This is a genomic window from Mesorhizobium sp. M0938 (assembly GCF_040319125.1).
GTDB classification, from domain to species: domain Bacteria; phylum Pseudomonadota; class Alphaproteobacteria; order Rhizobiales; family Rhizobiaceae; genus Mesorhizobium; species Mesorhizobium robiniae.
This window is the reverse complement of record NZ_JAMYNS010000004.1, coordinates 32,906-54,534: the sequence shown is the minus strand read 5'-3', so window position 1 is coordinate 54,534 and position 21,629 is coordinate 32,906. Positions and strand designations below refer to the sequence as shown.

Here is a 21,629-nt window from a genome sequence, read left to right as displayed (position 1 = left end):
CATTGTAGGCGAGGGTCGGGGAAAGCATCCCAGAAAGCCGGGTATATTTGGTGGACTACCCACGCGATTTCTATTCGCCCAATAGCAAAGAAATAGATTCCGTAAATCGTTCCATCGCATCCTTTCAACTTGCTTCTGGTTAGTTAAATTTTGGGGAGATTAACAGATGACTCTGGTCGACAGACACAGCAATGCTGTTGCGCGCAAGCGGTACATTCCGATGGGCGCCAAGTATAATCGCGAGCCACATACGACGCGGCCTTCTTATGCTTTTCCAACTCGTGCATCTGATCGGCCGGATGCAGGCGACGACGAACCAGGAAGACGCAGCCTTGAATCCATCACTGGCATGCTTGATCGCATCGGCTGCGGCTATCTCGTGCTGAACCGCGAACGAAAAGTGATCGAGTGGAACGCAGCCGCTCAAACCACGCTGGAGCGCCAGGGCGAAGCGGCTGAAACAGCCAGTGAGCTTTCGATCGCCCTGAGGCGGCTGGTCGCCAACGTTCCGGCCCATTTCCTGCCGGGTTCACTGTCTTGGGTGGTGATCCGCAGCGCGGGCGACAGGCCGGTGATACTGAGAGAGGATGGCGTTGTCGCGCCTGACGGAACCAGCATCGTGGCATTGCTGGACCGCGAGAACAGGTCGGGGCCAAATCCGCAGACGCTGCAAAGGATGTTTGGCTTGACGAGCGCAGAAACCAACCTGGCGCTGCGCCTGGCTCAGGGCGATGCGCCGTTGGAGATCGCCCGCAGCTGGCGCCTCAGCCCCACCACGATCCGCTCCCAGCTTGCCTCGCTCTTCGCCAAGACCGAAACGAGACGTCAGGCGGAGTTGGTGGCTCTTCTGGGGCGTATTTCGGTCTTGCCATAAGGGATCCCAGGCACCGTGGATCGTCCTGCAGATCGCGCGCCGCGCTGCGCGGTTCGTCGCATCTAAGGTTACCCGATATCAGCGACAGCCGGCCCGAGGAGGTCAGCCGGCTGATCCATCGTTCAGACGAATGATGGCGAGGTCTGGCACCCATCATAAGCTCCGGTAAACCTTCTCGGAATCGCGATCTCATGCCCCAAAGCTACTTTCTGAGATACAGGACGATTCCTGCGGTCGAAAGAATGTTCACCGGCGTTCCTGCAAGCCCGATTGGCAAAATCCTTCGCGCGGCAGGAGGCGTTTCGGCGATGGCGATCGCCGGCCAGCTTACTCTCGTTGCTGCTATCCCCGTGTTGGCCCGGCTCTATTCCCCAGCCGATTTCGGGGTCTTCACAATCTATCTCTCGATCGTGAACATCCTCGGCGCGGTCGCAGCACTGCGCTTCGAGGCCTCTCTCTATGGCGTCAAGGACAATGCTCGAGCGTATGTCACTGTTAAGCTCATCCTCTTGGCTGTCGTGGTAACGAGTGTTGTCGCCTTTGCGGCAGGACAACTGTTGTCGAGCATGGTTCCCGCGCGCGTCAGCCACCTCGTCTGGCTGGTTCCACTCGGGATGGCGGGCGCAGGCCTCGTCGAAGCCGTGAACTGCTGGAGTTTACGGGCAGGTCTTTTGCGCGACTTTGCCCTCGGCCGCCTGATCTTGCCGGCGACCATGGCGCTGTTGCAGTTGACTTTCGGTCTCGCCCATTTCCAAGGCGAGTCTATGGTGCATGCTCATATCCTGAGCCAATTCATCTTTATCGGAATCCTCGGCTATCGGATTCTGAGTTGGGAAGACATACGGGGCATCGTCCGAGCGCGGTGGCGGACCGTTTTTGCCATCGCCAGGCGAGAATACAAATTCCCGTTGTTCGACATTCCTTCAGCCCTAGCGAGCTTCGCCATCATCAACCTTCCCGCGATTCTCGTTGGCTCGTTGTTTGGCGCCGCCTTCGCCGGTTACCTGGGCGTTGCAGCGCGGCTCATCACTGGACCCGTCACGCTGATTGCCACTCCGCTCAGCAATGTTTTCGTGGCCGAGGCGAACAAAAAAAGCAGTCGCGGGCATCTGATCGGAACCGCACGCGGCCTCTTGATTCTTGCAGCCGGCCTTACCGCATTACCGATACTGGCGCTTGGGCTGGCCGCACCATATATCGTCGTTCCTCTCCTCGGCGAGCCTTGGGTTCCAGCCGCAGAAATTATGACCGCGCTGGCGTTCATGGGCGCTGCGCAGGCGTTGTCGACGCCGCTTCAAGATGTCCCCGCTCTCCTGCGGCGACAGGAGGTGCGACTTCTCGTCGACACCGCGCGGACGGCACTTGTATTCGGTCCACTTCTCTTCGGTGCTGCGGCGGGTTGGGCACCGCTCACCGTTATTTACCTGATGGCGGCCGGCGGGACCGTCGGCTTTGCAATAAAAACGGCGGCCTATCTGTATCTTTTGAGCCACGACGTTCAATTCGCAGGAGCGGCCATGCCAAAGCAGATTCACCGTCTCGAGGGAAAGACACCATGAAGCAATCGCCGCTTGATCAGTTCCAAACGACCAATGTGGTTGACCAAAATCATTGCGCTGATGCATCGGGACTGCGCCCGTTCATATCGGTCGGAATCCCAACTTTTCGCCGACCGGATACAATCCGCCGGGCGATTGATAGCATCCTGCGTCAGGATTTTTCCAATTGGGAACTGGTCGTCAGCGATGACGAGGGGCCAGAGGGATCGACTTGGGCAATCGTGACCGAATATGCCCGGGCCGAACCTCGAATCCGAATTGTCGAAAACCGCCGAGGTCGCGGCCAGGTGGAGAATACCAACAATGCCATGCTTGCCTGCGCCGGAAAATGGATCAAGTTGCTGCATGACGATGACTGGCTCGCACCAGGCGCGCTCAAGACATTCGCCGAGGTTTCCAAGAAACACCCCTCGGCTGCATTCATAACCTGCGCCGCGAACGTAATGGAAGAAAAGCGGGTCAAGTTCCGTTTGGCGCCGGAGGACCGAGAACGGGTTTCGGTCTATTCGAGCCAGCAATGCCTGACCGACCTCTATCTGGTCCGCACGACGCGCACCCTTGGGATCATCCCATCGACACTGTTGATCAACCGCGACGTCATCCACGCCGGTTGTCTGATGCGTGCGCACAAATCGATCCCGGCCGGAGTCGACCAATTGTTCTTCGTCGACCTGGCCCGCCATGGAGACATGGTCGCAATAAACGATGGCTTGATCTTCTACGACGCGACGAACCATCCGAGCATCACGACATCCAAGAATTTCGACGAGGTGGATCAGGTAACCCTCGCCGTCAAACAGCTTAACTGGAACCTCATCGAGGATCGGAGACGCCTCCCTCGCCCAGAGACCGTGTTGCGGGCGCTGCGGGTTGCTCGTCTCCCCATGAGATTTCATCGTCAGCCCTGGCGAGCGACAATCCGTGATGCCATGCAAATTCTTCGTCCGTCAGTTATGAAAGTCGCGAACCAGCACCTTCTTGCTTACCTGTTCGCGATCCGCCCGCGATTGGGCCGGTTGCTTACCCGGACACGATAGCCCTCAATCTCGCAAACGAACGCAGCCTGCTGAAGCCCTGGCGCATAGCGCGGGAGCGGGGTCGCGCTCTGTTCTCAGATTCGGAGGAACGTATCCCGATTTGCAGATGAGAGCGCAGCGACTGTGCACTCTCGCTCGGGGAAGATCTCAGCTGCTTCATCGCTGACCGCCGGTATCGAGATCGACTCTGATGCCTCGATTGGACCATCCGTCACCGCTCTCACCCGCAAGGAACGCTCTCCGCAAGTCCGACGGCGGCGTCGACGGGAGGTTGGTGAGCGGTCACCGCCTGACGGTTCGGGAGCCAGAAGACTCGGCGGTCAGTAACCAACCTACCCGGTCGATGTCATAAGCCGGATCGCAACGTTGTTGGGTTATGGTCCCATACAGCTGATGGCCTGTCTCCTTGACGGGCAGGCGGCGTCCGTCGGCCGCGCGCCCCCGCTCCCAGGCGATCGGCACAGGGCTGGCGACAGCGAATGCGCCAGCAGCAGGCGCACTCATCATGTTCTCACGAGCAAGAGATCAGCGCTGTCTCCGAACCGATAGCCGGCGTGCTTTTTGAGATCAACCTGCGTGAGAACGCTTCCAATGGGGACCCGAGCCGGCATATCGCCCCCAAGCAGGTCCAGAACGCCGCGCGCGATACTGCGAGGTGTCTTCCCCCAGCGAACAGCAAAAAGAACCATGTTGGCCCAGCCGGTCAGGAGCCTGGCCTCTGGCCCTCCCAGTCCCAGCGGCCCATTAATGATGACGACGCTATAGGTCGAGTGCAACTCCTCCGCGAGCAGGGAGCTATCGGCTGTGGACAGCAGCGGCAGCAGATCCTCCGACGGTGCGATGGCCATGAAATCAATTCCGGTTTCAGACGTTTCCGCGATTGCATCGTGCAGAGCGCAACGGTCGCTCACATAGTCTCCGAAAGAATTGTGCGGCTTGGGTGCACCGAACTCGGCCGTGAGGCGAGAACCCGTGCGGTCAAGATCGAGGAAAAGCACTCGCCCGCCCAGTCGGGTGGCTGCCAACGCCAAGCTCCATGCAAGCTCGGTCTTACCATCATGCTGGACACTGGAGGTCACGAGGATCACGTGCGAAGAGCGATCCCTCGCCTGATTGGGCGCCGCGGTGACAAGCAGGGACATCACGGCTCGGCTATATCTGGACGCCTGCTGACCTAAAACCAGCTGCTGCAGTCGCCTTGCATGCGTCGTGGGAGCTTGGGGTATCAGCCCAAGGCACGGAACCCCGAGTGCTGCTTCAGCCTCGGCCTCGCCGCGCAAAGTACGGTCAAAGCGGTTGCTGACGATGACGAAGACGCCGCCAATGAGAATAAACACGATCATCCCGGGCGGAATAAGGAAGATTGGCGAAAGAGTTGTTGGATTGGCGGGCGGCCACGCCGCTGAAAGAATCCCGACCCCGGAGGATGGACTTGCGATACGCCGCATCAAGTCCTGTTGCCGGGTCAAAAGATCGTTATATCGCTGCGTCAGAATGCTGACCTGCGGCTCGAGAGCGCGCAGTCCAGAAAGCCGGCCGGCTGTATCGGCGACAACCGCATCCAGGACGTCCTTACGCTTTTGCAGCGCCGCTACCTGAGAGCGATAGATATTCGCCTCAGCAGCGATGCGGGCGGTTTCTTGTTCGATCTCACGGTTGATTGCACTTGTGGTATCTTTATCTGTTGCGCCACTGGCCTGGCGAGCCAAGAGATCGGCCAGCACGGGTGATCCGATGGCTTCGGCCAACGAGGCGACCGACGCACGCTCCTTTCGCAGTTCCTGAATGTGTTGGAGTCGAGATTCCGTTGCGGAGAGATCCGCTTTCGACAAGGAAATTTGCTGGGTGAGTTCGGCTGTCTCCTTGGCAGCGTTGTCCGCCGCACCTTGATCGACGGCGCCATGGCTCAGCCGATACCTCTCCAGACGATCGGTAGCTTCTGCGAGATTGCTTTGAATAGCCGGCAGTCCGGCAGCTATCGAGTCGAGCTCCCGCCTGTCAGATGCCTGGCTCTTCCTCGCGAGATCGCCGATATACACTTGGACAAACGTATTCGCTATCAGAGCGGCTTGCGCCGGATCGTCATCGGTAAAGCCGACGCTGATAACTCTTGATCGCAGTTCCTGTCCAATCCTTATACCCTCGCGCAGCACCTTGAGTTCAGCCGCATCTGGCTCCGCCGGCTTGCTCTGCGGCCAAATTCTGGCCAGCAGACCGGCTGGAGCCGCGCGCATATTCGGCGGCGCGACGCGAGCAGGATCGGGACGAGAGTTTCCAGTCCCGGCGTCAGCCTGTTTCGTAACATCAGCCTGTTTCGTAACATTGGCAGCGTCTGTTTTGCGCAGCGCTGCCACTACGCTTCGTAGGTGGCTTGACGAGGAGAGCATGGTTATATGGTCGTCAATGCTGGAATCCAGTATTTCCTGAGCAGAGATCAAGCCGCCGGGCGCCACTCTGCCAGGCGCGTCGACGATTACCTGTGTAGTGGCCTCGTATAGGGCAGGCCGTGCAAGACCCGCAATCGCCGCCAACAAGCCGCCTGCGATGGCCATGGCCAGCAGGAACCATTTTTTTCTTAAGAGAGTGACGAGAAGCTGATGGAACGGGGTTTGCGTATCCATCTGCTCGCGCAACGGCCGTCCCATGCGCGGATTGATCTCGCGCGCAGGCACGGGCATTTCCGTAACGTGCGGAAGGTGGATGCGGCTAACTATAGATCCTTCCATCTCAGACTCCTGTAAGTTCGGGCGCGCGAGAAAGCTCCGTTGCCGGCATCGATGGCCGCCTTGCCTCGTTGCGCCAGGCCTGGAACATGAAAGCCGACCACAACTCGCGAGAGTGGTCGTGCCTGCCGTCGACGTGATCGCGCCAGCACGCATCCACCTTTGCAAAGTCGAAAATCCCGTCTCCGGAGAGACGCATGTCGGCGACGAGATCGTTGGCCCAAATGCGCAGCGGGCCCCTCAACCAGACTGCGATGGGAACATCGAAACCTTGTTTCGGCCGGTCCATCAGCCGCTGCGGAACATAACGATGCAGCAACCGACGAAGGATCCACTTGCCTCTGCCATTGCGAACCTTCGTATCCGTCGGCAGGCGCCAAGCGAATTCGACAACCCGGTGATCGAGCAACGGGCAACGCCCCTCAAGGCTATTGGCCATGCTGGCTCGGTCCAGCTTCACCAATATATCGCCGGGCAGGTATCCAGCCATGTCGTCGTACAAGAGGCGGGACAGCAAACCGTCAGGCCGGTGCTCGGCGCGAGTTGATAAAGGCGGCTGGTGGAGAGTGAGGTTCTCGTTCGACGATCCCGTCAGTTTCCGATATAATTCGTCCTCATCGGCCGCAGCGAGTAGTTGAGCGAGGCGATTCAGACGGTCGCCCCGCAGCGCATGCCGTGCGCCCGCGGAGAGCGGTAGCTTGCCGACGAGATCGTGACGGGCTGCATGGGCCATCAGCCCGACCCCTGCTGCAAGCGCCTGACGCAGTGGCGACGGCAGAGCATGCTGTCGTTTCAGTCGGGCCGCCATGAAGTGGCGGGCGTAACCGGCAAAACACTCATCCCCACCATCGCCCGACAGAGCCACCGTAACGTGCTGGCGGGCAAGCCGTGCCACCAGCAGAGTTGGTATTTGCGATTCATCGGCAAACGGCTCGTCCCATATCTGCGGCAGTTCAGGAATGACCTCGCGCGCAGCGGCTGCCGAAAGGTGAAGTTCAGTATGGTCGGTGCCCAGATGCCGCGCGACTTCCGCAGCGTGGGGAGCTTCATCAAACCCGTCCTCGCCGAAAGCTATGGTGAAAGTGCGCACAGGCTTCTCCGACTGAGCCTGCATCAGGGCAACAACAGCTGAACTGTCTATTCCCCCCGACAGGAAGGCTCCCAGCGGAACGTCAGCGATCATACGCTCCCGAACGGCAAGCCGAAGCAGGGCATCGAGCTCATCCGTCAGTTCTTCGTCAGTGCCGACGATCGGCTCCGCCCTACCCTTCGCGACGGTTTCAGCCAGCGACCACCAGTATCGGATGCGATGCGACAGGGATGCGGCACTGCGTGCCCCAGCCAAATCGGCGGCCGTCACCGACAGGACCGAGCCGGGCGGTAGCTTGAACGCACCTCGCCAGATGCAACTGTTATCCGGTACCCATCCCTTCGAAAGCATAGCGGCGGCTGCATCAAGGTTGAGCTCCTGGTAGAAACCTGGAAAACAGTTGATGGCCTTCAACTCGGACGCAAAGACGAGTGCATCCCGTGTTGGAGCGATGTAGAGCGGCTTTTTACCCATGCGGTCGCGGGCAAGGTGAAGGGTTCTTGTCTTCAGATCCCACAGCCCAAACGCGAACATGCCAGCGCAGCGCGTAAGCGCCTTATCGAGGCCCCAACTCTCGATGGCGCACAGCATGACTTCGGTGTCGCTGGCGCCCCGGAAATGATGGCCCGCACTTTCCAGCTCGCGGCGCAGATCGCGGAAATTGTATATTTCGCCATTGAAGGTAATGACATATCTGCCGCTTTCGGAAAGCATCGGCTGGCGGCCTGCTTCCGACAAGTCGACGATAGCCAAACGCCTGTGACCGAAAGCAACGCCGGCTTCACGGTTTGTCCAGAAACCTTGACCATCGGGCCCGCGGTGATGAAGGGCCGCCGTCATTTGCTCTATTGCCCTGAGCGGCTTGGTATCGGCTGAATCGGCAGCTAAAAGAATTCCGGCTATCCCACACATGCCACTACTACCCCAGATTGTTAGAGACGGTCGAAACTGCTCGCGGAGTACCGGCAACAAGGCAGATGGTCAGCGCAAACCACACGATCGGGTGGCGGATGATCAGGTGCGGCATCCCGAAGATGACGATTGACACCAGGAGCACCAACAGCGCGTCGTGCTTCGCACGCCACGCCGACATGATGGCAGCGCCGACGATCCACACCAATCCCAGGACTGCGATGAAACCGCCTTGAGTGAACAGATCGAGGATCGTGTTGTGAGCCTCAAACGGTCGTTCCAGAAATTGCCGCTCGGCCACTGCTGGCCGCTCGAGATGCGGACCCGGACCAAGGCCCAGCGACCCGGATTCCGCGCCTTTCTCCAACGCTTCGTCCCAGAGATGCACGCGAAGTGCAGCGGCGCCGGCCGTAGCCTCGCCGCCCTTGTCCTTGGTCAGGCTCTTGGCGAAGTTTCCGATGACGCTCGCCTCCGTCAGGACGTAGGGGCTCATTGCCATCGCTAACGGGAGCATGCCGACCAGCAACAGGAGGACGGCTTGCCGCGAAAAGCTGACCTTGTTGCCACCTGTCCTCAGCCATGTCCTGATCCGCAATCCGAGGAATGTCAGGCAGGCCAGGATACTGGTATACAAATAGGTATCGCTCTTCGTCAGCCTCCCGACATAGAAGGTAAGAAACAAGCTGGCGATCCCAAGCAACCTGCCCCATCGATTGGTGGTGGTGGTGGCGAGATGCAAGGCCAGAGGGCCAAAGATTGCGCAGTAGAGCGCGAGCTGATTTGGATTCTGCGACCAGCCGCGAAAGCGATCCCAGAACCAGGGGTCGACGCCGGCCCGAGGGATCCACCCCCAGCCCTGTCCTACCTGAATGGCAAGAGCCATATTCGCGACGCCCACTACCCACCAGCCCGTGCGACGGAGATGGCGATCAGCCTCGGGTTCGGCGGCGGCAAGGCAGGTGACGCTGGCCAACAGCAGGTAGGCCATCGTATCGTGTATCACCCCAGTCATGTATAGAATTGTGGTCAGATAGCCGATAATGGCACCGACCCCGAGACCAAATGCCATCATCGTCCAGAAGCTTGCGAGGCGTATCAGCGCCGGCGTGGTTTCCAGCCGGCCGCCCGCGAGTACCCGCCCAATCGACAGCATCATCCAAAGCACCAGGAACAGTTCGCCAACCCCAAAGGGCGACCCCGGAACGTCGAGTTGCACTGCAAAGGACATTGCGAGGCCGCAGCCCAGGATCGCGTCCCGGATCATCGGCTCGCTCCACCCAATCCGCGGCTTGCGGCATCCTCTTTGAGACGGATCCGAGACACTGGTCGGGCGAGGCCGCCCTGGCATTCGGCGCTAAGGACATTTTTGTACAGATCGCAATACTGGTCTACGACCCGCGGCAGCGCGAACTGCTCCCGGACGAGTTCGACAGACCGGGCGCCCATGATCTTTCCGCGATCGCGATCAGAGAGGATGTCTATTATTCGAGACGCAAGGCCAGCGACATCATGAGGAGGGACAAGATAGCCGTTCCATCCGTCTTCAACCACTTCATTGCAGCCCGGCATTCTTGAGGCGACGATGGGCAATCCCGCCAGTCCTGCCTCAAGCAGGACACGCGGGATTCCTTCTCGATACTGTGTGGGGAAGGCGAACAGATCGGCCATGCCAAGAAGGGCTGGAACATCGCGTCTCGGGCCTAGTGCGATGACATGAGGAGCGCGCCGATCGATTTCCGCCTTGTCGACTGCAAATGGACCTTCGGAATCCCAAGGGCCGACAAGCACGAAACGAGCGTTGGGCCGTTCAGACAGGACACGGGGGACTGCTTCAAGCAGTGTTGGGATGCCCTTCTGGCGAGTCAATCGGCCGACAAAAATTACGACCTCGGCGGACTGGAGCCCAAGCTCTTGGCGCATTCTCATCGCTGACGGCGCAAGATGCCTTGCCATAGCGAATGCATCGACGTCGATTCCAGAACTGCGGATCACTCTTTGGCTGCCGCGTCCGATCAATCGATAGCGTTCGAAGAAAGCCTGATCGTCCCGATTCTGGAACACTGTGGCGGCCGTCCAGCAGGACGCAAGCCATTGTAGCCCGCAAAAGACTGGACGTAAGGCCAGCGCCCGCGGTTGGAGCGACGAGAACGTCCAGCCCAGGCCGTTGATTGTGCGAACGACTGGAGCTTGCCCGCGCACGGCAAGCGGTGCCAACAGATTGGGCTTGGTATCGAAACTTTGAACAATGTCGGGTCGCAGCTCCGACATCAACTTTCGGATCGTCCTGATCGCGCTCCATTCCCCGCTGCCGCTGGTAAATCGGTCGAAACCGTAGCTGCGATGCGGAATGCCATGCCGCAAAAAAGCAGCGTCATCGCCGCTGGAAACTGCAGTGACCCGGAATCCCCTTTCCCGCAGCGACATCAGGAATGGAATTCTCAACGCGTGATCCTCGCCCCCCACGCACACGAGATGCGGGTTCATCCTGCCTCTCCTGACCGTGCGTTGTACCCCGGTAGCGCGAAGTATCCGGTTTTTAGAGCTGCTTTCATGGAGTTCGCTACTTCTTTGCGCGTGATGCCAAGTTCACGGTAGGGGCAGGCTCGCCTACTGTCCTCGTCTGTTTGAATGAGGTAAACCGCGTTTGGATCAAGGTGTTGCAAACATTGGGAGCTGAGGTTTCCCTGCCGATCAGGCCATCAACACCGAGGGGCGCGGCACGGTGAAACCGAGGCTGTATAGCGGGCCTGCTCGGCCAATTTTTTGTCGACAAGCCCGGTGGGCGAGGCGACCGGGACTATGCCTCCGCCGTGCCTCGTTCCGTTACCGGCGACTCGGTGGCTGTTGAACAGCATCTCAGTCACAGCGGTTTTGGGACATCACCATGGGCGAGTAGCCCATAAGCCGAACTTGACCATTCCGACGTCGGCATCCTCAACTATCGATGCTGCGGGTTGTGAACGGGCACTTGTCCACTGTCTGTCCACAACAAACTTGGTTCCGACGGTAGGCAATGTGGTCTGGATCAATATTCAGATTAAGCTTGTCTAATTTAGCCGAAATGAAAAGTGGGTAGCGTGAAAACGTCTTTATTCAGACAGATGACGTGATTTCAGTTGTATCCCTTAATAATATACTAGTAAATCTGGCTCTCTCCCACATTGCCCAATTGAACCGACGTCGAAAAATCCAATTCAATGGATATTTGAAGGACCAAAATAGCTCTAATTCAAACAGAATCCTACCTATAAACATATCTAAATGTTATATTTAGTTATTCGAAATAATGAAAAAATACTTATCAGAAATAGCGTAAACTTGTCGAGGCAAGTTTAGCAATTCTATATGCAACAACGTATTTCATGTTTAAATTTCGCAGTGTATCCCAAGTAATATGTTCTCTCGCGCAGACGTCCTATCGTCGATCAACGATTCTATCAGATGAATGCGGGTATGTGATTTGGAGCTAATATACCTGTCGGGTAGGCAGGGGCATCGCGGGGCGCTATCGAATCAGACGAAGGATTAAATTGTAGATGGCTACTCTGCACTATACATCGGGTGGATCGGCCACCGAAATCGCAACCGCCGGATTCAACCTGGTTGACGTTCAATACCTTTCGCAGGTCAACGCGTTGCCGGATGGCATGAAGGCCCTAGTCTATCTTGGCGAGGCCGACGGGGTAACTTCATCCTTCATCGACAAAGTCACGCCCTTCCTTGGCAATCCGAAGGTGTTTGGGTTCTACCTTGCTGACGAGCCGGATCCCACCGGCAGATGGGGCACCTACGCGACCGCTGAAGACCTGAAGGCGGAATCCGACTGGATCCACAATCATTTTCCAGGCGCCAAGACCTTCATCACCATGATGAACATGGGATCCCCCGACAATCCGGACTTCTCCAATACCTATAATCCGGCCAATACCGGTATTGATTATTTCGGATTGGACCCCTATCCGGTGCGCACGGGAACAGACACGGTCGACTACGACATGATCGACAGAGCCGTGGCTGCCGCGGTCGAGTCGGGCATCCCGACCAGCAGCATCGTTCCGGTCTACCAGGCATTTGGCGGCGGCAATTGGGAGACTTCCGACGGCGGAAGACATGTCATGCCCACCGCCGAACAGCTGGAAACCATGATCGATCACTGGGGTGCGCTGGTTCCGTCACCCGCCTTCGACTATACCTACAAGTGGGGAACGCAGAACGGCGACACCGCGCTTGAAAGCTCCTCGGAACTGCAGGCCGTCTTCCGACAGCACAACACCAGCAATACCGGGACCCCTCCTCCCGACAATTCCGGCAATGAAATTTTGTATGGCACAAGTGGCGCCGACGTGTTCCACGGGGCCGGCGGCCACACGATGATCGGCTATGGCGGCAATGACACCTATTATGTCGAGGATGTCCGCGACAAGGAGATCGAGGCCGTCGGCGGCGGTGCCGACAAGGTACTCGCCTCGGTGAGCCATGCCCTTACGGCGGGCTCGGAAATCGAGCTCTTCGCCACCAACAATGCGTCCGGTACGGCGGCATTGAACCTCACCGGCAACGGATTCGCCCAGGCCATCCAGGGCAATGCCGGCGCAAACATCCTCAACGGTGGCGGCGGAGCCGACACGATGACCGGCTATGGCGGTAATGACATCTACTATGTCGACAATGCGGGAGATAAGGTGGCTGAAGCGGTGGGTGGCGGCTCCGACAGGGTGGTCACATCGATCAGCCATACGCTTACTGCCGGTTCGCAGATCGAGCTTTTCACCACCACGAACGCCGCCGGTACGGGAGCGATCAATCTGATCGGCAACGCGGTTTCCCAAACCATCCAGGGCAATGCCGGCGCCAATGTCATCAATGGCGGCGGCGGAGCCGATGCGATGTCCGGGTATGGCGGCAACGACACCTATTATGTCGACAATGCCAGCGACAAGGTGCGCGAAGCGGCTGGCGGTGGTACCGACAAGGTGCTCGCCTCGGCGAGCTTTGCGCTTTCGCACTCGGCCGGCTCGCAGGTCGAACTTCTTGCCACCACGAACGCTGCCGGTACGGGAACGATCAATCTGGTTGGCAACGAATTTGCCCAAACCATCCAGGGCAATGCCGGCGCCAATTACATCAACGGCATGGGTGGCGCCGACACGATGACCGGCTATGGCGGCTACGACACCTATATTGTCGACAATGCCGGCGACAAGGTGGTTGAGGTGGCCGGCGGCAGTGGCGACAGGGTATTCGCCTCGGTGAGCTATGCGCTTTCTGCCGACGCGCATGTCGAGCTTCTTGGCACCACGAAATCCTCCGGCACGGGAGCGATCAACCTTACCGGCAACGCGTTCGCCCAGACTATCCAGGGCAATGCCGGCGCCAATGTCATCAAAGGTGGCGGCGGCACCGACACCTTGACCGGTAACGGCGGCAACGATGCCTTCGTTTTCAATACCGCTCTTGGGACCGGCAACATCGACAGGGTCACCGACTTCAATAAATCCCAGGACAAGATCCACCTCGACGACGCCATTTTTGCCGGGCTCAAGTTGGGAGGGCTTTCATCCGGAGCTTTCTTTGCGGGTAAAGCTGCGCATGATAGCTCCGACCACATCATCTACAACAGTTCGACTGGAGCACTCTCCTTCGACAGCGACGGGATCGGCGGCGCAGCTCAAACACAGTTCGCCACTCTCTCTCCAGGTCTGTCGCTTACGGCAGCCTCATTCTTCGTGACCTGAAGGAGTTAGCTGAAACGAGATCGCGCCAGGGCGTGGATGCTCTGGCGCGGACCGTCGCGGCACCTGCGAGGAATGGTCGATCAGTTTTGACTGAGGTAGCTGTAGACGCCCGCGCCGATGGCGACCGCTCCTATCGTGATCAAAATTGAAGGCACTCCCATCAAGGTGGCAGTGATTCCCCAAACAATGGCAACTGCGATGGCGCCGGCCGTGCCCAAGACCATTCTAGGCCATTTCCGCATTGTCCATATCCCCTACGTGTTCCGAAACATCGCATGAATGCGTACGGGGTAATAGCATGGCGCAGTCGCGTCTAGGGCAACGCTGTGTTCTGCGCCGAATGCAAATGTGTTCGCCTGGCCAAATGGTTCCCTTCCACGGCAGCAGCTGAGTGAATTGCCTGTTATCCCCTAGGGAACTCTTACCGTCGCGGGAACGTTCGAGAGGTTGATGCATTTCGACTTCAGCGATGACCTGAGGGAAATGCCAGACGATGAGAATAGCCCATGTGGCACCGCTCCATGAATCCGTGCCGCCTCAGCTTTATGGAGGTACGGAGCGCATTGTCTTTTACCTGACCGAAGGATTGGTCGAGCTTGGCCATGACGTGACCTTGTTCGCCAGTGGCGATACAAGGACGTCGGCAAAATTGGTGCCGTGTCGCGAGCGTGCGTTGCGTCTTGACCCACGTCCGCTGAAATCCGAGACAGCCGCGCATCTTTTAATGCTTTCCGAGGTGAGGAAACGGGCTCAAGAATTTGATATTATTCACTTTCACCTCAGCCATTTCCTGCATTTTTCATTCTTCGAGCACATACCCGAACGGACGGTGACGACGCCGCATGGCAGGCTCGACTATGTCGATCTGGCGCCGGCCTATGAGCGTTTTCCACGCTTTCCGATGATTTCCGTCTCCCATAGCCAAAGGACCGGGCTCGCCAGCGCCAACTGGTTGGCAACGATCCACCACGGCCTGCCGACCGCGATCTACAAACCGGTTTTCGAGACGAGCCCAGGGGAGCCCTACCTTGCCTTCCTTGGCCGGATGTCGCGCGACAAGCGGCCGGATCGTGCCATCGAGATCGCGCTTCGCGCGGGACTGAAACTAAAGCTTGCGGCAAAGATCGGTGATGACGACCGTTCTTATTTCCACGAGGTGGTCGAGCCACTGATCGACGGTGACCGTGTCGACTATGTCGGCGAGATCGAGGAGGACAAGAAAGCGGAATTCCTTGGCAGGGCGGCGGGTCTGATATTCCCGATTGACTGGCCGGAACCGTTCGGTCTTGCCGTCATAGAGGCGATGGCCTGCGGCACCCCGGTGATTGCGTGGAGTTCCGGCGCCATGCCGGAGATTATCGATCAGGGAGTGACTGGTTTTATCGTACATTCCATGGAGGATGCGGTCGCGTCTGTGCCCGGCATGCTGCGGCTCGACAGGCGGAAGGTGCGAGCTGCCTTCGAAAGGCGGTTTTCCGCTGAAAGAATGACCCGCGACTACATTTCCGCCTATGCGCGCCTGCTCGGTGCCTCGGCCGAAGCAAGAGCATCGTGAGCGGCGGTACCTCGGAGCGCGGGGGTCGAAAACGAGAGAGATGTGTAGCGAATGACCCAACTTGACGAGCGCAAGCTTGATCCAGCGGTGGCACTTGCCTCCCTGGACGCCACCGCACCTCGGGAGCCGCACCGGCTGTTCGCGCTCAAGCAGGGCGACTGCTTTGCCGTGGCCGACGCCTACGGCGATATCCGCGGCGCCGGCGACGGTTTTTTCCGTGACGACACCCGAGTGCTTTCCGAATTCCGGCTGACCGTCGGCGGCCGGCAGACATCGCTGCTCGGCGCGTCGCTGAGCCAGGACAATGTGCTCTTCACCTCCAACCTGACCAATCTGCCGATGCAGAGCGTCCGGGGCCGGGACATTCCGCAGGGCGCGATCCATATCGAACGCGTTAGGCTGCTTTGGGAGGACCGGCTGTTTGAACGCATCACGCTTTCCAATTACAGCCAGGAACACTCCACCATCCGCGTTTCGCTGCATTTTGCTGCCGATTTCCGCGACATGTTCGAAGTACGCGGCTCGACAAGGCTGAAGCGCGGTATGGCCCATGCTGCCGAGACGGATGCGACTTCCGTCCTGCTTCGCTACGATGGGTTGGACGGGCTAGCGCGGATGTCGGCGATATCGTTCTCGCAGGCGCCGGACCGTCTGACGGCCGACCGTGCGGATTTCCTGATTGCCGTCACGAGGCGCAGCAGCAAGGTGCTGTATGTCGAAGTCGGTCCCGAGGTAGCGGAAACGCCGAACCGCGATCGCTACCGCGCCGCCGCGGCCCGGGCTCGCTTCGGCATGCGGGCCAAGCGCCGCCATGGTGCTACGGTGCACAGTTCCGGGCGCGTCTTCAACGATTGGGTCGAGCGCGCGCGTGCGGATGTGGCGCTGCTGACCACCGAGCTAACGACCGGACCTTATCCCTATGCGGGCATCCCTTGGTTTTCGACGGCGTTCGGCCGCGACGGCGTGATCTCCGCTTTGCAGATGCTGTGGCTCAACCCAGGCCTGGCGCGAGGCGTGCTGGCCTTCCTTGCTCAGCACCAGGCGACAGAGACATCGCCGTTCAGCGATTCGCAGCCGGGTAAGATCATGCACGAGACCCGCAAGGGCGAAATGGCAGCGCTGCGGGAGCTTCCCTTCGGCCGCTACTATGGCGGTGTTGACACGACGCCGCTCTACATCCATCTCGCCTGCGCCTATGCGGACCGTACTGGCGACATGGCATTCGTCGACAGCCTGTGGCCGTCGCTCTGCGCGGCCGCTGAATGGACCGAGGAGGCAAGCCGGCCGACCGGCTTCGTCACCTATCAGCGTGCCGCCGAGTCCGGTCTCTCCAACCAGGGATGGAAGGACAGTATCGATTCCGTCTTCCATGCAGATGGCCGAATTCCCAAGGGCCCGATCGCCCTGGTGGAGGTGCAAGGCTATGTCTTTGCCGCGTTCCGGGGGCTGGCAGCCCTCGCCCGCCGCCGCGGCGAGGGCGACAGAGCCGATCATTGGGACAGCCGCGCCGAGGCCATGCGCGCCGCTGTGGAACGCCATTTCTGGCTGGACGATCTCGGCTTCTATGCCTTGGCGATTGATGGCGCCGGCGAGCCCTGCAAGGTGCGGACGTCCAATGTCGGGCATCTTCTCTATGTCGGGCTCCCCGAGCCGACGCGGGCGCAGATGGTCGCCGACCAGCTGCTTTCGGCGTCCTTCCATTCGGGCTGGGGGCTGAGGACACTCGCCGACGATGCTGTGTTCTTCAACCCGATGTCGTACCACAACGGCTCGATCTGGCCGCATGACACCGCTATGTGCGGCGCCGGTCTGGCACGCTTTGGCGAGCGTGAAAGCGTCGTCCGGCTGATGAGCAGCACCTTCGAATCGGCGGTTCATTTCAACATGCGGTTGCCCGAACTGTTCTGCGGCTTTACCCGCGCGCCGGGCGAAGCGCCGATCGCCTATCCCGTCGCCTGCTTGCCGCAGGCGTGGTCGGCCGGGTCTGCCTTCATGCTGATGCAGGCCTGCCTCGGCTTGGAGATACACGGCTGGGATCGCGAAATCCACGTCACCCGGCCCAGGCTGCCGATTGGTATCGACACGCTCACGCTGAGGCATCTGGGCATTGGCGCAAAGGCCGTGGATCTGACATTTCAGCGCGTCGGCGACAGGGTCGTCGCCTTTCTCGCCGACCGCCATGAGGGCTTAGTGCCGCTCATCGTGCGGACCTAGTTTAGCTTTGCGCATCGAATTGACCGCCTCGCTCCAACTGCCGGAACCGATGGCCCATCCGTGCGTTGCAAACCACGCCGGCGCACGGCTACCTGTCACAAGTCGCCGGCTTCGAAGGCAAAGAAAAACGGCCGACCGGCCGAGGAAAATTCGTTGTTCCGATGTCAAACTATGGCGTAGAGGTACTGTGGGTTCTGATCCTTGCAAGCCTCGGCCTTTCCGCCGTTGCCGTGGTGTTCTCGGTATTCCAACGGCGCCACAGCCACACCCCACCGGTTACATATGCCGCAGGCGAGGACGTGGCTTCTGAAGCGACTCGCAAAGTGCTGCGGGAGTTTGAAAAGAACCGCCACTCGGCCGATGCGGCCCTGATCACATGGTCGCCCGACACCTTACGCAAGATTCTGGCCGACGATCTGCCGGAGACGCAGGTGATCGTCGTATCCAACCGCGAGCCTTACATCCACAACACTAGGGATGATGGCGTTGAGCTCTTGGTACCGGCCAGTGGACTGGTTTCGGCGCTCGAGCCGATCACCCGCGCCTGTGCCGGCACCTGGATCGCGTACGGCGGCGGGACAGCGGACCGTCTCACGGTCGACAAGAACGACCGGGTTGAGGTGCCACCTGGCAATCCGTCCTACACGCTGCGCAGGGTCTGGCTGACGGAGGAAGAGTATCAGGGCTATTATCTGGGCTTCGCCAATGAAGGTCTGTGGCCGCTCTGCCATATCGCCTTCACCCGCCCGACTTTTCGCGCGTCGGATTGGGAGGCCTATGAGGCCGTCAACCGCAAGTTCGCCGATACGGTGGTTGCCGAAGCGCGCCACGAGCGGCCGATCGTGCTGGTCCAGGATTACCATTTCGCGCTCTTGCCGCGCATGATCCGCGAGCGCCTGCCCGAGGCGATCGTCATCACTTTCTGGCATATTCCATGGCCCAACTCGGAAGTGTACAGCATCTGTCCATGGCGTGAGCGGATCCTGGAAGGCTTACTCGGTAGCTCGATCATCGGCTTCCATACCCAGTTCCACGCCAACAATTTCGCCGAAAGTGTCGATCGCTTCCTGGAAAGCCGCATTGAGCGGGCCGATGCGGCGATCTCCTACGGCGGACAGACGACGCTGGTGCATGCGTACCCCATCTCCGTGGAATGGCCGGCCGAACTTCTGGCGAAACTGCCTGATGTCGATCAATGCCGCGCCCGCGTGCGCGAGAGGTTTGGGCTGAAAGCGGATGTCAAACTGTGCGTCGGCGTCGAGCGCCTCGACTATACAAAGGGCATCCTCGACCGTTTCCGGGCGCTGGATGAATTGTTAACGAGACATCCCGAATGGGTCGGAAAGCTCGTTTTCCTACAGATCGCAGCACCTAGCCGGGGCACACTCCCGGCCTATAGGCAACTCCACAATGAATGCCGCCGCTATGTCGAAGAGCTCAATCAGAGATACGGCAGCGAGGATTACAGTCCTGTCCTGATGGTAGACAAACATCACACGCAGGAACAGGTCTACGAGATCTATCGCGGCGCCGATATATGCATGGTCACCAGCCTGCATGACGGCATGAACCTGGTGGCGAAGGAATTCGTCGCGGCCCGCGATGACGAACAGGGCGTGTTGTTGCTCAGCACTTTTGCCGGCGCCTCGCGCGAACTCCTGGAGGCACTGATCGTCAATCCCTACGATACGACCATGACGAGCGAGGCTTTGCTGCAGGCGCTGACCATGACACCGGAGGAACAGCGCGAGCGCATGCGGCCCATGCGCGAGATGGTCCGTGACAACAACGTCTATCGCTGGGCCGGCAGCATGCTTCTGGATGCCGCCCGGCTTCGCAAGCGCGGCGACCTCGACCGGGTGATGGGTAACGGCGAGCGGCCGTCGAACAACAACAACGTCATTCCCATGTTCGAGCGGATAAGAAAGGCAGTGTCGTGACAAGCCTTCGGCTGCTGCCGCCGCTGCCAAACGCACCGGCGAAGCAGCGCGCCGCAGCACCTGAATATTGACACACCTTAGCCGATCTTCCCGTCCACGATGTGAATGCGCCTATCCATACGCGCCGCCATGTCGAGATCATGCGTAACCGCCACGACGGTCTTGCCGCGCTCGCGCACCAGGTTCTCCAGGATTGCGAAAACCTGCTCGGAGCTCTTGCTGTCGAGGCTTCCCGTCGGCTCGTCGGCGAGGATGAGCGGCGGGTCATTGGCGAGCGAGCGTGCCACCGCGACGCGCTGACGCTGGCCGCCCGAGAGCTGGTCAGGCCGCTTGTCGAGATGTTCGCCGAGGCCCAGGGATGAAAGCAGTTCCCCGGCCCGTTGGCGCATTTCGGGCCGTGCCAGTCGGCCCAGCTTGCGCATCGGGATTTCGACATTTTCGCGGGCCGTGAACTCCGGCAGCAGAAAATGGAACTGGAACACGAAACCCAGCATCGAAAGCCTGGTCCGCGCGCGCTCCCTTTCATTCATCGGCTCGGTATCACGGCCGCCAATTCTCAACCTCCCAGCGGTCGGCCGGTCGAGCAGCCCGAGCAGATAGAGCAGTGAGGATTTGCCGGAGCCGGAGGGACCGGTGACGGCGACGAATTCTCTCTCGTTAATCGCGAGCGTGATGTCCTTGACCAGCGTGACGGGAACGGTTTCGGGCAACACGCGTGTCAGTTTCTCGGTCTCGATCAGTGCACTCATGACGCGCCTCTGATGATCTCGACGGGGTTCAGGCGCGCCGCACGACGCGCCGGCAGGTAGCCGGCAACTGCCGCCGAGCCCAGCGCGAAAGCCGAGGCGATGACGTAGTGCATCAAGCTCCAGGCGATCGGCAGACGGGTCATCTCCTGGCCGGTCGCGGCGATCTCGAAGCGCACCAGCGACAGCGCATAAGTCATGGAGAAGCCGAGCAGCGCGCCGAGCACGGAGCCGGCAGCGCCGATCGCCACGCCTTCCAGCAGAAAGAGCCGGCGCATATCGGACTCCGCGAAGCCAAGCGATTTCATGATGGCAATGTCGCGCGCCTTCTCATGCGTGATGGTGGAGATGATGTTGTAGATGCCGAAGCCGGCGACCAGCATGATCGCGCCAACGACGGTGTACATGATGACGTTGCGTACGACGAGCGCTTCGAGGATCGATTCGTTCGCCTCCTGCCACGCCACGGCCTTATAGCCCAGTTCGGCCTCGGCACGGTGCGCGACCGCCGGAGCGCGGTTGGGATCGTCGAGCTTGATGCGGATCTCGTTGATGGCGTCCGGGCGCGCGGAGAGGATCTGCGCGTTCTTCAAAAGCATATAGGCCTCACCCTCGTCGCGTGCGGTGGTGCCGGTGTGGAACAGGCCAGCGATCTTGAAGTTGCGCGTCAGCCCCTCAGAGGAAACCGCCGTTATCGTGTCGCCGAATCCGGCGCCGAGTCGGCTCGCCATCGTGTCGCCGATGAGCACGTTGTTGCCGCCCGCGGCGAGCGCCGAAAAACTGCCTTCAACGAAGTTTCCGACGATCGGCGACACGCCGGACTCTCGCTCCGGTTCGATCCCAATAATCGCCGCGCCCACTTCGCGGCTGGAATAGCGGATCACACCCTGCGTTTTGAGGCTCGCCGCGAACCGGCCGGGAATCCAGCTCGCGAGCCAGGAGGTCGCGGCAGTGGGATTGATGATGCCGCGGCGATCGTCGCGCGGCCTGAGTCCGGAAATCGCGACCGTCGCGAAGGCATCCTCGGCTGGCTGACGGCGGGCGGTGCGTTGCTCGTCGGTGATGTCGACATGCGGCATCGTGTCGACGAGCTGCCTGACGAAATCGTCCTGGCCGCCCTGCATCAGCGCCGCCATGGCGATGGAGAACCCGACACCGACTGCAACGCCTATTACCGCAACCAGCGTCTGGCGGCCGCGACCGGCAATGTGCGTGACGGCGATGTCGAAGATAAGCGGCATCGT

Annotated in this window: 13 protein-coding genes; 7 read left to right on the top strand and 6 right to left on the bottom strand. The window is 59.8% G+C overall.

Features of this window, described 5'->3' with window-relative positions; translation table 11 throughout:
* Positions 1-379 precede the first annotated feature (379 nt).
* The 3 genes from NKH73_RS07855 to NKH73_RS07845 all read left to right on the top strand — a co-directional run bounded on the left by NKH73_RS07855 (position 380) and on the right by NKH73_RS07845 (position 3,470).
* Positions 380-874, top strand: coding sequence for a helix-turn-helix transcriptional regulator (locus NKH73_RS07855; RefSeq protein ID WP_352929976.1), 495 nt, complete (start codon positions 380-382; stop codon positions 872-874).
* Between the two features lie 242 nt (positions 875-1,116).
* Positions 1,117-2,433 (top strand): oligosaccharide flippase family protein, encoded by a 1,317-nt coding sequence (locus NKH73_RS07850; RefSeq protein WP_352929974.1) that lies wholly within the window; start codon positions 1,117-1,119, stop codon positions 2,431-2,433.
* Entirely contained in the window at positions 2,430-3,470 is a 1,041-nt protein-coding gene (locus NKH73_RS07845) for a glycosyltransferase family 2 protein (protein ID WP_352929972.1), read from the top strand. The genes NKH73_RS07850 and NKH73_RS07845 overlap by 4 nt, the downstream gene beginning before the upstream one ends.
* 503 nt (positions 3,471-3,973) lie before the next feature.
* Here NKH73_RS07845 and NKH73_RS07840 read toward each other — a convergent pair.
* Genes NKH73_RS07840 through NKH73_RS07825 form a run of 4 tightly spaced genes read right to left on the bottom strand, consistent with a single transcriptional unit; the run spans position 3,974 to position 10,679 of the window.
* Entirely contained in the window at positions 3,974-6,148 is a 2,175-nt protein-coding gene (locus NKH73_RS07840; protein WP_352930741.1) for a GumC family protein, read from the bottom strand.
* 49 nt (positions 6,149-6,197) lie between these two features.
* The gene (asnB, locus tag NKH73_RS07835; RefSeq protein ID WP_352929969.1) at positions 6,198-8,195 is read right to left on the bottom strand and encodes an asparagine synthase (glutamine-hydrolyzing); all 1,998 of its coding nucleotides are present in this window, start codon (positions 8,193-8,195) and stop codon (positions 6,198-6,200) included.
* A 7-nt stretch (positions 8,196-8,202) separates the two neighbouring features.
* Positions 8,203-9,459: an O-antigen ligase family protein gene (locus tag NKH73_RS07830; protein ID WP_352929967.1), complete on the bottom strand. Its 1,257-nt coding sequence runs from the start codon at positions 9,457-9,459 to the stop codon at positions 8,203-8,205.
* Positions 9,456-10,679, bottom strand: coding sequence for a glycosyltransferase family 4 protein (locus NKH73_RS07825; protein WP_352929965.1), 1,224 nt, complete (start codon positions 10,677-10,679; stop codon positions 9,456-9,458). Before NKH73_RS07825 ends, NKH73_RS07830 begins: the two co-directional genes overlap by 4 nt.
* A 1,052-nt stretch (positions 10,680-11,731) precedes the next feature.
* Between NKH73_RS07825 and NKH73_RS07820 the strand changes: the two genes are divergently transcribed.
* From NKH73_RS07820 to NKH73_RS07805, 4 genes are all read left to right on the top strand, one after another.
* A complete protein-coding gene (locus tag NKH73_RS07820) occupies positions 11,732-13,930 on the top strand; it encodes an autotransporter outer membrane beta-barrel domain-containing protein (RefSeq protein ID WP_352929963.1) in 2,199 nt (732 codons plus the stop codon).
* 493 nt (positions 13,931-14,423) lie between these two features.
* A complete protein-coding gene (locus NKH73_RS07815; RefSeq protein WP_352929960.1) occupies positions 14,424-15,485 on the top strand; it encodes a glycosyltransferase family 4 protein in 1,062 nt (353 codons plus the stop codon).
* 51 nt (positions 15,486-15,536) lie between these two features.
* On the top strand, positions 15,537-17,699 hold the full coding sequence (locus tag NKH73_RS07810; RefSeq protein ID WP_352929957.1) for an amylo-alpha-1,6-glucosidase: 2,163 nt from the start codon (positions 15,537-15,539) through the stop codon (positions 17,697-17,699).
* A 161-nt stretch (positions 17,700-17,860) separates the two neighbouring features.
* Positions 17,861-19,639 (top strand): alpha,alpha-trehalose-phosphate synthase (UDP-forming), encoded by a 1,779-nt coding sequence (locus NKH73_RS07805; protein WP_352929954.1) that lies wholly within the window; start codon positions 17,861-17,863, stop codon positions 19,637-19,639.
* A gap of 77 nt (positions 19,640-19,716) precedes the next feature.
* On the opposite strand, the gene NKH73_RS07800 is transcribed toward NKH73_RS07805, so the two are convergent.
* Together NKH73_RS07800 and NKH73_RS07795 are read right to left on the bottom strand one after the other, a co-directional pair.
* On the bottom strand, positions 19,717-20,388 hold the full coding sequence (locus NKH73_RS07800; RefSeq protein WP_352929951.1) for an ABC transporter ATP-binding protein: 672 nt from the start codon (positions 20,386-20,388) through the stop codon (positions 19,717-19,719).
* On the bottom strand, positions 20,385-21,626 hold the full coding sequence (locus NKH73_RS07795; RefSeq protein ID WP_352929948.1) for an ABC transporter permease: 1,242 nt from the start codon (positions 21,624-21,626) through the stop codon (positions 20,385-20,387). Before NKH73_RS07795 ends, NKH73_RS07800 begins: the two co-directional genes overlap by 4 nt.
* Between the last annotated feature and the right edge of the window lie 3 nt (positions 21,627-21,629).